The following is a 13,280-nucleotide window of genomic DNA, read 5'->3' on the forward strand; positions in this document are numbered from 1 at the left end:
CATCACCCTCTTCCTTCCGAGGAGCGGCATCCGTGACCACTCAGCTCGAACCCCGCAAGACCGAGGACCAGGCCGCCGCCCACCGCTGGTGGGTACTGGGCGTGCTCGTGGTGAGCCTCCTGCTCGTGGTCCTCGACACCTCGATCCTGAACGTCGCGCTCAAGACGCTCGCCGAGCCCGCACCACAGGGCCTGGGCGCCTCCTCCAGCGCGCTGCAGTGGTCGGTGGACTCGTACACGCTCGTCTTCGCGGCCCTCCTGTTCAGCACCGGAGTGCTGGCCGACCGCTGGGGCCGCAAACGCACGCTGGTGACCGGGCTCGTCGTCTTCGGCGCCTGCTCGCTCTGGTCCGCCTACGCGGGCAGCGCCGGCGAACTCATCGCCGCCCGGGCCGGACTCGGCGTCGGCGGCGCGCTGGTGATGCCCGCGACCCTGGCGATCATCATGGACGTCTTCCCGCCCGCCGAACACGCCAAGGCCGTCGGCATCTGGGCCGGGGCGGCCGGTCTGGCGGTCGCCGTCGGGCCCATCACCGGCGGCGCGCTCCTGGAGCACTTCTGGTGGGGCTCGGTCTTCCTCATCAACATCCCGATCGTCGTGGTCGGCACCGTCGCCGCGCTGTTCGTCGTGCCGGAGTCCAGGGACCCCGGGCGCGGCGGCTTCGACCCGGTGGGCGTCGCCCTGTCCGTGGCGGGTCTGACCCTGCTCGTGTACGGGGTGATCCAGGGCGGCGAGTCGGACGACTGGGCGGCGGGGCGGGTATGGGGCACGATGCTCGGCGGGCTCGTCGTGCTGGCGGTCTTCGTCGGCTGGGAGCGGCGGGCCGAGCGCCCGGCCCTCGACATCGCGCTGTTCCGCGTCCCGCGCTTCTCGGCCGCCGTGACCGTGATCGGCCTGGTGTTCTTCGCGCTGCTCGGCGCCACCTTCTTCCTGGTCTTCTATCTGCAGAGCGTGCGCGGCTGGACGCCTCTGCAGGCCGGGTACTGTCTGCTGCCGCTGGCCGTGGCCCAGTTGGCGTTCTCGCCGCCCGCCACGCTCGCGGCCAAGCGCATCGGCGTCCGTCCGGTGTGCACCGCCGGGATGCTGCTGACCACCCTGGCGTTCGTCACCGTCGCCACCGTCGACGAGCACACCTCGCTGTGGCTGCTCGAATCCGTCTTCTTCGTCCTGGGCGTGGGCATCGCCTGTGTGATGCCGCCCGCCACGGCCGCCGTCATGTCGGCCCTGCCCCGCCAGCGCGCGGGCACCGGCTCGGCGGTCAACACCACCTTCCGCCAGGTGGGCGGGGCGCTCGGCGTCGCCGTCCTCGGCTCGGTGCTCTCCACCGCGTACCGCTCGCGGATGTCGGACCACCTGGGGGCCGTGCCGGACCAACTGCGCGACAAGGCGGGGGAGTCCGTGCAGAGCAGCCTCGCCGTGGCCGACGCGCTCGGCCCGCGCGGCGCCTCTCTCGCGGGCCACGCCGTCGACTCGTTCGTCTCCGCGATGCACACCACCGCACTGGTCGCCGCCGGGGTCACCTTCGCCGGCACCCTCGTCAGCCTGCTCCTGCTGCCCGCCCGTACGCCCGACGAACCCGCCGGTGCGGAAGAGGCGGCCGCCCGGGTCCACCACTCCTCGGAGGTCTGAGCATGCCACCACCCGTTCCACCGGAGGCCGAGGGCGCCGCGCCCGCCGGCCTCCGGCCCGTCCCCGAGACCGGGGACGGGCGCGCCCCCGCGCCGCCCGCGCAGCGCACCGCCCGCGGCGGGCGCCAGCGCGACCCCGCGGCCGACCGGGCGATCCTGGAGAGCACCCTGGGCCTGCTGGGCGAGGGGTGCAGCTTCAGCGCGCTGTCGATGGACCTGGTGGCCCAGCGGGCCGGGGTCGCCCGCGCCACCATCTACCGCCGCTGGCGCAACAAGGAAGAGCTGGTGCTCGCGGCCCTGAGCAGCCTGGACGTTCCCGTCACCCCCTCGGACGGACTGCCCCTGCGGGAGCGCCTGGTGGACCTGGTCGACCAGATCCGCCACCGCGGCCAGGACACCAATCTGCACCGCCTGCTGGCCGGCCTCCTCGGCGAGGCGGTGCACCGGCCGCAGCTGGTGGAGGCGTACGAGGACACCGCGGTCGCCGCACGGAGGGACGCCATGCGGCAGGTGCTGCGCGACGGGCTGGACAGCGGAGAGCTGCGCCCCGGCCTCGACGTCGACCAGGCCATCGAGCTGCTGACGGGGCCGATGCTCGCACGGCTGATCCTGCGGCAGCGGCCGGTGGAGTCCGCCGCGTTCGCCGAGGCGATCGTGGACACCTTCCTCGACGGCACCCGGAGCGACCCCGCCCCCCGGTAGCCGGGCCGCGCCCACCGGACCGGGAACCGGGTGCCCGGGCGCACGCACTGGTCGGCCGCGCGCGAGCGCGGCCCCGTCCGCCCGTCCGCCGCGCGGACGGGCACCGAACCGCATCCCCACCCAGGAGCCGCAACCATGAAGTTCCTCTTCGACGACCCAGCCTTCGACTACCAGGCCCTACGGGCGGCCGGCTACGCCGACTTCGGCGGGGCCCAGCTCGGCGAGGTCATCGCCGTCGCCTCGCGCATCCCCGGCGGCGACACGGACGCCTGGCGGCGCGAGTGGACCGCGCTGGCCGAACGCGTCCACGGCCTCGCCGCGGCCGCGCTCGCCCAGCGCCGCACCCTCGACGCCCGCGCGGCCCTGCTGCGCGCCCACACGTACTACCGCACCGCCGAGTTCTTCCTGCGCGACGACCCGCTGCACGACCCCGAGGCGGCGCGCCTGATGCGGCTCTCCAAGGAGACCTTCGCCGAGGCGGCCCAGCTCATGGAGCGCCCACCGGAGTTCGTCCGCATTCCGTACGGGGACGGCTCGCTGCCCGGGTACTTCTACCGCGCGGACGACTCCGCCGGGCCGCGCCCGACGCTCATCCACCACGGCGGCATCGACTCCACGCTCGAAGAGGGCTACTTCTTCATCGCGGCCGCCGCCCGGGCGCGCGGCTACCACGTCCTCTGCTTCGAGGGGCCCGGGCAGGGCTCGGTGCTGCGCGAGCAGGGGCTCACCTTCCGGCCGGACTGGGAGGAGGTGGTCACGCCCGTGGTGGACTTCGCGCTGGCTCAGCCGGGGGTGGACCCCGAGCGCGTCACCCTGGTGGGGACCAGCCTCGGGGGGCTGCTCGCCGTCCGGGCCGCCGCGTTCGAGCACCGGCTCGCCGGGTGCGTGGCCCATGACGCGGTCTGGCAGCTCGGGGACGTGGTGTGGCTGCCGCCGTTCGTCCACGAGTGGGTGGAGCAGGGCTGCGACGACTTCGCCAACCCGGTGATGTACGGGATCGCCGTCCAGCAGACCTTCACGCGCTGGCTGCTGCGGCAGGCGATGTGGACGTTCGGGGCCCAGAGCCCGTCCGAACTGCTGCGCCGGATGCCCGCGTTCGGCCTCGCCGACGTGGTCGGACAGGTGCGCTGTCCGGTCCTGGTGCTCGACGCCGAGGAGGACATGTTCTTCGCCGGTCTGGAGCACGCCAAGAAGGTGTACACGGGCCTCAACGGCCCCAAGACCCTGCACGTCTTCACCGCGGACGAGGGCGGGGGAGCCCACTGCCACTCCGGCTCCATGACCCTCTTCCACGACCGGGTCTTCTCCTGGCTCGCCGAGACGTCGCCTGCCGGGGCCCCGGAGCCCGGACCCGCGCCGTCCGTCTGACCGTTCGCACAGCACGCCCGAGGCGGGCGGCCCCGGTGTCCCCGGGGCCGCCCGCCTCGGGCGCTGTGTATACGGCCCCCGGAATTAATAATCGAATTCCCGCTGATTGGTGGCTGAAATGACTCCTGGGTGCTGCGCTGCGGGTGTTAGCACCCTTTTAATGGTTACGTAACGACTGCTCGACTACGATGTTTATCGGCAATCGCGTGCACCTTGGGCGCGAGGGTCTGGGGTTGAACGGGGGGTCCGAACTAGTTGAATGCCCGGCATGCATTCAAGGGGGTTGCGTCACGTGTCCCTGTCCTCGGCACGACCGAGTCATCCGCTGCGCTACGAGGTACTGGGGCGGCTCCGGGTGACCTGCGGCGACGTCGATCTGACGCCCGCGCCACCGAAGATCGCCAAGCTGCTCGCCCTGCTGACGATCCGGGCAGGGGAGACGGTGCCGGGCGACAAACTCATGGCGGAGCTCTGGGAACAGCACCCGCCGCGGTGTGCGGCGGCGAGCCTGCGGGTCTATGTGTCGCAGCTGCGCAAGCTGCTCGGCACGCCCGGCCGGGCGTCGCCGATCGTCACTGTTTCCCCCGGTTACATTCTCGACGTCAGCCAGAACCAACTCGATGTCCGCACCTTCGAGAGGTTGTATGAAAGCGGCCGGGCCCGTTACCTGGCGGCCGACTACCTGGCTGCGTCCGAGTGTCTGAGAAATGCCCTCGCCATATGGCGGGGGCCGGTTCTGGACGGCATGTCGGGGTCCTCGGAGATCAGCTCGTTCGCCGCCGTCGAGGAGGAAAAACGGCTGAATTGCATCGAGCTGAATATTGAATCGGCCCTGGCGCTCGGCCGCCACCACGCCGTGATAGAGGAGCTCAAGGGACTCGTCGTCCAGCACCCGCTGCGCGAGCCCTTCTACCGCCAGCTGATGGCCGCCCTGTACCGGGTGGGCCGCCAGGGCGATGCCCTCGGCGTCTACCGAAGCGCGCGCCAGGTCATCCGGGAGGAGCTGGGCGTCGAGCCGGGCCCGCCGCTGCGGCTGACCCAGGAAGCCATCCTGCGCGCCGATCCGGCCCGGCTGGAAGCCGTCGGTGTGACCGCGTCGGCGCGCTGACGAACCGAGGACCACGGCGAGCCGGCTCAGGCCGTTCCCTGAGCCGGCGCACGGCCGCACGGGCGGAACGGGTCAGAGGACGCGCCGGAGGGATTCGGGCGTGAGGTCGGCGAGCGTCGGATAGCCGTCCACCGCCATCAGCAGATCCGCCTCGGCCAGCAGCGAGCGCAGGACGTGGACGACACCGTCCGTACCGCCGAGGGAGAGTCCGTACGCGTAGGGGCGGCCCACGCCGACGGCCGTGGCGCCCAGGGCCACGGCCTTCACGATGTCCGTCCCGGTGCGGACCCCGGAGTCGAACAGCACGGGCAGGCCGTCGGCCGCCTCGACCACGCCGGGCAGCGCGTCCAGGGCGGGCAGCCCGCCGTTGGCCTGGCGTCCGCCGTGGTTGGAGCAGTAGATGCCGTCCACGCCGCCGTCCCTGGCGCGCCGGACGTCCTCGGGGTGGCAGAGGCCCTTCACGATCAGCGGCAGCTCGGTGAGCGACCGCAGCCAGGGCAGATCGTCCCAGGTGAGCGGGTTGCCGAAGACCTGCGCCCAGCGCCCGGCGGCGGCTCGCGGGTCCTCCTCGGGGGTACGGTCCAGGGCGGCCCGGAAGACCGGGTCGGAGGTGTAGTTGGCCAGGCAGTGGCCCCGCAGCTGGGGGAAGTTGGCGGTGCTCAGATCGCGCGGGCGCCACCCCGTGACCCAGGTGTCGAGGGTGACGACGACGGCCTTGAACCCCGCCTTCTCGGCCCGCCGCACCAGGCTCTCGGCCAGCTCGCGGTCGGTGGGGGTGTACAGCTGGAAGAAGCCCGGCGTGGAGCCGAACTCGGCGGCGACCTCCTCCAGGGGGTCGACGGTCAGCGTCGAGGCGACCATCGGGACGCCGGTGCGGGCGGCCGCCCTGGCCGTCGCCAGATCGCCGTGCCCGTCCTGGGCGCACAGCCCGATGACCCCGATCGGCGCCATGAACAGCGGCGACGGCAAGGTCATCCCGAACAGCTCGACGGACAGGTCGCGCCGCGCGGCCCCGACGAACATCCTCGGGTACAGCCCCCAGCGCTCGAAGGCCGACGCGTTGGCCCGCTGGGTGCGCTCGTCACCCGCGCCGCCCGCTACGTACGACCACAGGGACGGCCCCAGCGCGGCCTCGGCGCGGGACTCCAGCTCCTCGTACGTGAACGGGAAGCGCGGCACGACGCCGCCGAGCCCCTCGAAGAAGATCTCGTTCTGGTAGAAACCGAATGGCTGGCTCATCAAGCGGCCCTCTCCCTCGATCACCGACTGATCCCTGACGGATGCCTGACTGATGCGGACGGCTGATCTCCGGCTGATCGCCGACCCCACGGGCCCGGTCGCCCGGGTGCCCCCACACTGCCCTACCCCCCATCTCCTCGCCGCAGCGCCCCTTTACGGCCTCCGTAAGTGGCATGGTGGAGAGTGGGAATCCAAGGACCCGGGTCCCGGGGAGACATCATGATCGGCCGTTTCCAGCCCGACCGGCAGCTGACCGCCCGCATGCTGGTCACCCTCTTCCTGCTCGGCCTGTTGTACGTGGGGTTCGTGGCCGCGCTGCTCGTCCTGCTGAAGTCGACGGTGCTGGTCGTGGTCATCGCCGCGGCCCTGCTGTTCGGGCAGTACTGGTTCTCCGACCGCATCGCCCTCTACGCCATGCGCGGCCGTCTCGTCACCCGCGAGGAGCAGCCCCAACTGCACGGCGTCATCGACCGGTTGTGCGCCACGGCGGACATGCCCGTGCCCCGGGTCGCCCTCGCCGACACCGATCTGCCCAACGCCTTCGCCACCGGGCGCAACGCCGACCACGCCGTCGTCTGCGTCACCACCGGGCTCCTCAGGCGCCTGGAGCCGGAGGAGCTGGAGGGGGTGCTGGCCCACGAGCTCTCGCACGTCGCCCACCGCGACGTCGCCGTGATCACCGTCGCCTCGTTCCTGGGCGTCATCGCCGGGCTCATCGTCCGCTTCGCCTTCTACTCCCAGATGTTCGGCGGCCGCCGCCGCGGCGATCAGAACACCTTCGCCATCCTGATGGCCGTGATGGCGGTCTCGGCGGCGGTGTACGCGCTGAGCTTCCTGCTGATCCGGGCCCTGTCCCGGTACCGGGAGCTGGCCGCCGACCGGGCGGCCGCCCTGCTCACCGGCCGCCCCTCCGCGCTCGCCTCGGCGCTGACCAAGCTGGACGGCGACATCGCCCGCATCCCCAGCAAGGACCTGCGGACGGCCGGCGCCTTCAACGCCTTCTACTTCGTGCCCGCCCTCGGCGCCGGCGCCTCGCTCTCCCGGCTCCTGTCCACCCACCCCAGCCTGGAGCAGCGCCTCGACGGGCTGGCGAAGATCTCCGCCGAGCTGGGCCGCCCGGCATGAGCGGCGCCGCGCGCCCCGGACCGTACGACGAGAACCGTACGGCGCGAGCCGGCACAGGACGGAGCGACTGATCCGCATGGGCTTCCTGGACATCCTGCTCGGGCGCACCAAGCCGGTCGCCCCCGACCTCGACCGGCTCTTCGCGGTGCCGTCGGCGGCCGTCACCCTGGAGGCGGCGGCCGGGTTCACGCCGACCGGCCGGGGCTCGGTCTGCTTCACCACGGTCGAGGGCGGGGCCTTCACCCGGATCCGCGAGGACGTCGAGGAACTGCTCAACGCGGACGCCGAACGGGCCGGGAGCCCGGTGGAGTTCAGCCGCGACGAGTACGGCTACACCTGGCTCCTGTCGCGGCGCGGGCCCGCCGACCTGACCGCGCTCGCCGGGGACCTGCACGCGGTGAACACCGCCCTGGAGGGGAGCGGCTTCGGCCCCCAACTGCTGTGCTCCCTGGTCGGTTTCGAGGACACCGAGGGGCAGGCGCTCGCGCTGGTGTACCTCTACAAGCGCGGCACGTTCTACCCCTTCGCCCCGCTGCCCGGCGAGAAGCGCGACAGCGCGCTGGAGCTGCGGATCAAGGCGGTCCTCGCGGACGACCTGCACATCGAGCAGGACCTCGCCCGCTGGTTCCCGGTGTGGGGCGCGCCCGGGCTGTGATTTGACCTGCTGGGAGAGGGTGGGCTGGGAGATGCGCAGGTCCTCGGCGGCGCGGGTGAAGTTCGCGTGCTCGGCGACGGCGAGCAGATAGCGCAGATGACGGAGTTCCAGAGCCATACCCCAAACTATAGATGACATCAATAACTGCCATGGATAGTACGTCTTGGACTCTATAGGTGCTGGTCGTGCATGGTGGATCCCGTCAGCCCCACGGGGGCAGGCAGCCACCGAAGGGAGTGACCATGCACCACCTCACCGAGGGCGTCGCGCGTTTCAGGAGGAATGTCTTCCCGGCCAAAGCGGAGCTCTACGCGCACCTGGCGACCCATCACCGGCCCTCCACGCTGTTCATCAGCTGCTCCGACGCCCGGGTGGTGCCGGAACTGATCACCGCCAGCGAGCCGGGCGAGCTGTTCGTCATCCGCACCGCCGGAAACCTCGTCCCCGCCTACACCCCCGGCACCGACGGCACCGCGGCCAGCATCGAGTACGCGGTCGCCGCCCTGGCCGTCACCGACATCGTCATCTGCGGCCACTCCGCCTGCGGCGCGATGACCGCCCTGGCCCAAAGCCACGACCTGGGCGCCCTGCCCACCACCGCCGACTGGCTGCGCCACGCGGACGCCGCACAAGCCCGCACCACCACCGCCGGCGTCGACGCCCTCGTCCGCAACAACGTCCGCGCCCAGCTGGCCAACCTCATCACCCACCCCTCGGTGGCCCGCGCCCTGACCCAGGGCACGGTCACCCTGCACGGCTGGTGCTACGACATCGCCACCGGCACCGTCGAACACCTCGACGTCGCCAACCCCTTCGCCACCGCAGCCTGAACCCCTCCCGTCCCCCCTTCCCACCCGCTCAAAAAAGGAGCTCTTTGCCATGGTGCACGCCCAGTTCGACAACACCGCCCGTCAGGTTCTGGCCGCCAAGGCCGTCGACGCCAAGATCCGCAAGGACCTGTCCTGGCAGCAGATAGCCGACGCCGCCGACCTCTCGGTCGCCTTCGTCACCGCCGCCGTCCTGGGCCAGCACCCGCTGCCCACCGCCTCCGCGAAGGCCGTCGCCGAGCTCCTGGACCTCGACGCCGACGACACCCTGACCCTGCAGACCATCCCGCTGCGCGGCTCCATCCCCGGCGGTATCCCCACCGACCCGACGATCTACCGCTTCTACGAGATGCTCCAGGTCTACGGCACCACCCTGAAGGCCCTGGTCCACGAGCAGCTCGGGGACGGCATCATCTCCGCGATCAACTTCAAGCTGGACGTGAAGAAGGTCGCCGACCCCGACGGCGGCGAGCGCGCGGTCATCACCCTGGACGGCAAGTACCTGCCCACCAAGCCCTTCTGACCCGGTACGGCGACGGGCGGCGGATCGTCCCCCACGACGACCTGCCGCCCATCCACCGCAGCCTCCCCTACGCCGCGTGCAGCGCCAGCGTGGGGGAGAGCCGTGCCGCCCGTACCGCCGGATACAGGCCCGCGACCGTGCCGATCGCCAAGGTCGCGCCGAAGCCGCCGCCGACCGCCCACAGCGGGACCACCCACGGCAGCCCGCCCGAGGAGGCGTACACGCCGGTCGCCGCCGCGCCGAGACCGATGCCCGCCAGCCCGCCCAGGCCCGAGAGCATCAGCGACTCCGCGACGAACTGGATGCGGATCTGGCCCCGGGTGGCGCCGAGCGAGCGGCGCAGACCGATCTCGTGACGGCGTTCGAGCACCGAGATGATCATGGTGTTGGCGACCCCGACCCCGCCCACCAGGAGCGCGATCCCGCCCAGGCCGAGCAGCAGCGTCGACAGCGCGCCCTCGGTCGCCGCCTTCGCCTGGAGCGCCGCCGAAGGGTCGCTGACGTCGACGTTCTGCGGGTTGCGCGGGTCGACCGTCGGCGCGAGCAGTTTCTGCACCTGGCGCACGGAGGTGTCCGTGGACCGCTCGTACACGGCCGTGGGGTGTCCGTCGAAGCCGAGCAGCTGCTGCGCCGCCGCCCAGCCGACCAGCGCCGACCGCTCGATCTCGGGCGCGAGCGGCATCGGGCCGAGGAGGCCGACGACCGTGAAGTACCGGTCGCCGATCCACACCTGCTGCCCCGGCCCGGTCACGCCGAGCCGTTCGGCGGCGACATGGCCGAGCACCACGGACGGGTAGCGGCCGTTGGCGGCGTTCAGCCAGGTCCCGGAGGCGACCTTGCCGCGCAGGACCTCAAGGAGCCGTTCGGTGCCCGCCTTGACGGCGATCCCGCCGGTCTCGTCCTTGGGGATCTTCTCGGTGCGCCGCACGGACTGCTTGAGGTCGCCGGTGGCGCCGACCTCCTGGACGCCGTCGATGCGGCCCACCATGCCCGGCGCGTCCTCGGGCAGCTTCACCTCCTGTCCGCTGAACATGCTCTCGCCGGGCTTGGCCACCAGCATGTTGGTGCCGAGCGCGTCCAACTGGCGCATCAACTGCGCCTGGCTGGAGGCCGAGATGCCCACCACGGCGATCATCGTGGCGATGCCGATGGCGATCCCGAGGGCTGAGAGCACCACCCGAACGGGACGGCTGCGCAGCCCGGCCGAGCCGACGTGCAGCACGTCCCGGGGACCGAGCCGGGCGGCCTTGAGCCGTGTGCGCGAGCGCGGCCAGGCGGTTCGCCGCCAACGCCGCCCACGAGCTGCGCACCCCGGTGGCCGTGCAGCGGGCGGCGGCGGAGATCGGGCTCGCGGGGGAGCCGGACGCGCACAAGGTGGCGCGGATCCGCGCCAAGCTCATCGCGGTCGCCGACGACAGCGAGCGGATCATCGAAGGGCTGCTGCTGCTCGCGGCCTCCGAGCAGGGCCTTGAGCGCCGGGAGCCGGTGGCGGTGCACGAGGTCGCCCGGGAGGCGGTGGCCGCGCTCGGGGGAGAGGCGAAGGAGCGGAGCGTGACGGTCACGGTCCACGCCGGCCCCCTGACCGTGCCCGGAGACGCGGTGCTCCTGGACCGGCTGCTGCACAACCTGGTCGCCAACGGCATCCGCCACAACGTGCCGCACGGCCGCGTCGAGGTCCGCACCGGCCCCGACGGCATCACGGTGTCCAACACCGGCCCCGAGATCCCACCGGACACGGTCCACGTCCTCTTCGAACCGTTCCGCCGCCTCACCCAACGCCACCGCCACGCCCCGGGCGAGGGCGCGGGCCTCGGCATGTCGATCGTCGCCGCGATCGCCCGGGCGCACGGGGGGACGACGAGGGCGTACGCGAACGGGGAGGGGGGAGGACTCACGGTGCGCGTGACGTTCCCGGGCGACCCGTGATCTTTTAGACGGCCCGCAGTCGAGCAATCACAGAAGCAGCGAGTGCTCAGTCGCCGTCTATCAGCCGCTGCAGGCCAGGTGCGTAGAGATCCGCGACCCGCTCGGTCGAGGCAAGGTTGCCCGCGCCCGGGCGGTGCAGGCTCAACGTCGCGCCGAGGCCGAGCAGCTGCCCGGCGATCAGCTCCGCCCGCAATTCCCGGTCCCGCCCCGCGAGGCCCGCCGCGAGCCGCGCGGTGACCTGCTCGCGGAAGCGGTCGCGCAGCAGCGTGCGCTCGTCGTCCCGGCCGAGCGAGAAGACGACGCGCAGCAGCGGATCGCCGCGGAACTCGTCGCGCAGCCGCAGCATCGTGAGCACCAGGTGCCGCCCGAGCTCGGCGGGCGGCGCCGCGAACAGCTCGTCGGCCACCGGCTGGAAGTCGGCGACCGTGTGGAACAGCTGCTCCTTGCTGCCGAACCGCTTCACGATGAGGGACGGGCTGACCCCCGCGTCGGCGGCGATGCCCCGCAGGGTCACCTCGGCATAGGCGCGCAGGGCGAAGGCGCGGCGCGCGGCGCGCAGGATGGCGTCGCGGCCGGTGCCCTGCTCGGGGGCCGTACCCTCCACAGGGGCGCTGGTCATCTGCCCTCCTGGGCCGCGGGCACCGATGTCGACCCTCCGACCGTACCGGCCTCGGCCGCCTCGGCGCGCCCCGGCCGCCGGGACGGCAGGAACGCCGTCGCCACCAGGGCCGCGAGCGCGGCGCCCGCCGCGATGAGGAAGATCAGCAGATACGCGTGCAGGGTGGGCGCGGTGCGGCCCCCCGCCTCGAACGTGACGTTGGCCAGGACCGCGGTGACCACCGCGCTGCAGCAGGCCTGGCCCACCGAGCGCATCAGGGTGTTGAGGCCGTTCGCGGCGCCGGTCTCGCTCACCGGGACGCCCTGCATCACGAGGGCCGGGAGCGCCGAGTACGCGATGGCGGTGCCGGCCGAGACCACGGTGGCGCCGGCCACGATCAGCCAGAGGCTGTGGCTGGTGAAGAACCGTACGACGTAGCCGACCACCATGACGCAGGCGGCCAGGCCGAGGGCCGTCCGGGGGCCGTACTTCGCGGATATCTTCGCCGACACCGGCGACAGCGCGACCATCGAGAGGCCGCCGGGCAGCAGGCACAGACCGCTGACCACGATGGAGGCGCCCAGTCCGTATCCGGTGGACTTCGGCTCCTGCACCATCTGGGCGGTCACCAACGAGTTCCCGTAGAAGGCGAACCCGATGAAGAGGGCGGCGATGTTGGTCAACAGGACCGCGGGCCGGGCCGAGACCCGCAGGTCGACCATCGGGGATTCGGTACGCAGTTCGTAGCGGCCCCAGACGAGGGCCACCGCCAGCGACCCGGCGAGCAGGCCGAGGGTGCGCGCCGAGGGCCAGCCCCAGTCGGCGCCCTGGGTGATCGCGAGCAGCAGGCCGACCAGGGCGGCGGTGAGGCCGAGGGTGCCGAGCACGTCGAAGCGGCCGGGCGTGCGCACCGGGGACTCCGGCACGATCCAGAGCACCAGGAGCAGATCGAGGACGCCGAGGGCCGCCGACGCCCAGAACATGGTGTGCCAGTCGAAGTTCTCCACGACCAGGGCCGCCACCGGGAGCCCCACGGCCGCGCCGATGCCGAGCGTGGAGCTCATCAGGGCTATGGAGGGCAATACCCGGGCGGGCGGCAGCTCGTCGCGGATGATGCTGATGCCGAGCGGGATGACGGCGAGGGCGGCGCCCTGGAGCGCCCGGCCCGCGATCAGCACGCCGATGTCCGAGGTGGCGGCGCACAGCACGGACCCTGCGGTCAGCACGCCGAGCGAGGCGAGCAGGACGCGCCGCTTGCCGTACATGTCGCCCACCCGGCCGAGGACCGGGGTGAAGACCGCGCCGGTCAGCAGCGTGATGGTGACGAGCCAGCCCGCGGCGCCCGGTGTGCTGCCGGTGAGGGCCGGGATGTGCGGCAGCAGCGGTACGACCAGCGTCTGCATCACGGCGACGACCACGCCGCAGAAGGCGAGCACGGGAACGACGAAGCGGGTGCGGGGATCGTGGGCGGGGGTGGCTGTCGCCGCGGTCATGCTGCTCCAGAGGCTGGTCAGGAAAGGGGTGTACAAGCGTTTACCCCTTCAGGGTAAACGCTTGTACACCCCCGTGTCCCCGGCCTTGA

The 13,280-nt window shown here is 72.3% G+C and carries 13 protein-coding genes and 1 pseudogene; 9 read left to right on the forward strand and 5 right to left on the reverse strand.

Features of this window, described 5'->3' with window-relative positions; genetic code table 11:
* The first annotated feature begins 32 nt into the window (after window positions 1-32).
* The 4 genes from QIY60_RS28040 to QIY60_RS28055 all read left to right on the forward strand — a co-directional run bounded on the left by QIY60_RS28040 (window position 33) and on the right by QIY60_RS28055 (window position 4,805).
* Window positions 33-1,628, forward strand: a complete 1,596-nt coding sequence (locus QIY60_RS28040; RefSeq protein ID WP_283144955.1) for a DHA2 family efflux MFS transporter permease subunit — start codon at window positions 33-35, stop codon at window positions 1,626-1,628.
* Between the two features lie 2 nt (window positions 1,629-1,630).
* Window positions 1,631-2,329, forward strand: a complete 699-nt coding sequence (locus QIY60_RS28045; protein ID WP_283144956.1) for a TetR/AcrR family transcriptional regulator — start codon at window positions 1,631-1,633, stop codon at window positions 2,327-2,329.
* Between the two features lie 135 nt (window positions 2,330-2,464).
* Window positions 2,465-3,697, forward strand: a complete 1,233-nt coding sequence (locus tag QIY60_RS28050) for an alpha/beta fold hydrolase (protein WP_283144957.1) — start codon at window positions 2,465-2,467, stop codon at window positions 3,695-3,697.
* A 292-nt stretch (window positions 3,698-3,989) separates the two neighbouring features.
* Window positions 3,990-4,805, forward strand: coding sequence for an AfsR/SARP family transcriptional regulator (locus QIY60_RS28055; protein ID WP_283144958.1), 816 nt, complete (start codon window positions 3,990-3,992; stop codon window positions 4,803-4,805).
* A 72-nt stretch (window positions 4,806-4,877) separates the two neighbouring features.
* Here the strand turns inward: QIY60_RS28055 and QIY60_RS28060 are convergent, their stop codons facing one another.
* Window positions 4,878-6,044 carry an alpha-hydroxy-acid oxidizing protein gene (locus QIY60_RS28060; RefSeq protein WP_283144959.1) on the reverse strand — a complete coding sequence of 389 codons (1,167 nt, stop codon included), beginning with the start codon at window positions 6,042-6,044 and terminating at the stop codon, window positions 4,878-4,880.
* A gap of 219 nt (window positions 6,045-6,263) precedes the next feature.
* Here QIY60_RS28060 and htpX point away from each other — a divergent pair, with 219 nt between their 5' ends.
* Complete coding sequence (gene htpX, locus QIY60_RS28065) at window positions 6,264-7,169, forward strand: zinc metalloprotease HtpX (RefSeq protein ID WP_283144960.1); 906 nt, start codon at window positions 6,264-6,266, stop codon at window positions 7,167-7,169.
* A 76-nt stretch (window positions 7,170-7,245) separates the two neighbouring features.
* Complete coding sequence (locus QIY60_RS28070; RefSeq protein ID WP_283144961.1) at window positions 7,246-7,824, forward strand: hypothetical protein; 579 nt, start codon at window positions 7,246-7,248, stop codon at window positions 7,822-7,824.
* On the opposite strand, the pseudogene QIY60_RS28075 reads toward QIY60_RS28070, so the two are convergent.
* Window positions 7,825-7,941, reverse strand: a pseudogene (locus tag QIY60_RS28075) (LysR family transcriptional regulator); the annotation flags it as partial.
* A gap of 125 nt (window positions 7,942-8,066) precedes the next feature.
* On the opposite strand from QIY60_RS28075, the gene QIY60_RS28080 reads away from it, so the two are divergent.
* The gene (locus QIY60_RS28080) at window positions 8,067-8,654 is read left to right on the forward strand and encodes a carbonic anhydrase (RefSeq protein ID WP_283144962.1); all 588 of its coding nucleotides are present in this window, start codon (window positions 8,067-8,069) and stop codon (window positions 8,652-8,654) included.
* 49 nt (window positions 8,655-8,703) lie between these two features.
* Window positions 8,704-9,174, forward strand: a complete 471-nt coding sequence (gene cynS, locus QIY60_RS28085) for a cyanase (RefSeq protein WP_283144963.1) — start codon at window positions 8,704-8,706, stop codon at window positions 9,172-9,174.
* A gap of 67 nt (window positions 9,175-9,241) precedes the next feature.
* On the opposite strand, the gene QIY60_RS28090 is transcribed toward cynS, so the two are convergent.
* Window positions 9,242-10,396 (reverse strand): ABC transporter permease, encoded by a 1,155-nt coding sequence (locus QIY60_RS28090; RefSeq protein ID WP_283144964.1) that lies wholly within the window; start codon window positions 10,394-10,396, stop codon window positions 9,242-9,244.
* Window positions 10,397-10,428: 32 nt separating this feature from the next.
* Between QIY60_RS28090 and QIY60_RS28095 the strand changes: the two genes are divergently transcribed.
* Window positions 10,429-11,100, forward strand: a complete 672-nt coding sequence (locus tag QIY60_RS28095) for a HAMP domain-containing sensor histidine kinase (RefSeq protein WP_349253958.1) — start codon at window positions 10,429-10,431, stop codon at window positions 11,098-11,100.
* 46 nt (window positions 11,101-11,146) lie between these two features.
* Here the strand turns inward: QIY60_RS28095 and QIY60_RS28100 are convergent, their stop codons facing one another.
* Together QIY60_RS28100 and QIY60_RS28105 are read right to left on the reverse strand one after the other, a co-directional pair.
* Window positions 11,147-11,719 carry a TetR family transcriptional regulator gene (locus tag QIY60_RS28100; protein ID WP_283144965.1) on the reverse strand — a complete coding sequence of 191 codons (573 nt, stop codon included), beginning with the start codon at window positions 11,717-11,719 and terminating at the stop codon, window positions 11,147-11,149.
* Complete coding sequence (locus QIY60_RS28105) at window positions 11,716-13,191, reverse strand: MFS transporter (protein WP_283144966.1); 1,476 nt, start codon at window positions 13,189-13,191, stop codon at window positions 11,716-11,718. The genes QIY60_RS28100 and QIY60_RS28105 overlap by 4 nt, the downstream gene beginning before the upstream one ends.
* Window positions 13,192-13,280: the final 89 nt, after the last annotated feature.

The organism is Streptomyces sp. BPTC-684 (assembly GCF_030028635.1).
Taxonomy (GTDB): Bacteria; Actinomycetota; Actinomycetes; order Streptomycetales; family Streptomycetaceae; genus Streptomyces; species Streptomyces noboritoensis.

Bases quoted from the DNA above. Each gene is read 5' to 3' on its own strand.
- QIY60_RS28045 (WP_283144956.1), top strand. From the start codon at position 1,631: ATGCCACCACCCGTTCCACCGGAGGCCGAGGGCGCCGCGCCCGCCGGC.
- QIY60_RS28050 (WP_283144957.1), top strand. From the start codon at position 2,465: ATGAAGTTCCTCTTCGACGACCCAGCCTTCGACTACCAGGCCCTACGG.
- QIY60_RS28060 (WP_283144959.1), bottom strand. From the start codon at position 6,044: ATGAGCCAGCCATTCGGTTTCTACCAGAACGAGATCTTCTTCGAGGGG.
- htpX (WP_283144960.1), top strand. From the start codon at position 6,264: ATGATCGGCCGTTTCCAGCCCGACCGGCAGCTGACCGCCCGCATGCTG.
- QIY60_RS28070 (WP_283144961.1), top strand. From the start codon at position 7,246: ATGGGCTTCCTGGACATCCTGCTCGGGCGCACCAAGCCGGTCGCCCCC.
- QIY60_RS28080 (WP_283144962.1), top strand. From the start codon at position 8,067: ATGCACCACCTCACCGAGGGCGTCGCGCGTTTCAGGAGGAATGTCTTC.
- cynS (WP_283144963.1), top strand. From the start codon at position 8,704: ATGGTGCACGCCCAGTTCGACAACACCGCCCGTCAGGTTCTGGCCGCC.
- QIY60_RS28100 (WP_283144965.1), bottom strand. From the start codon at position 11,719: ATGACCAGCGCCCCTGTGGAGGGTACGGCCCCCGAGCAGGGCACCGGC.
- QIY60_RS28105 (WP_283144966.1), bottom strand. From the start codon at position 13,191: ATGACCGCGGCGACAGCCACCCCCGCCCACGATCCCCGCACCCGCTTC.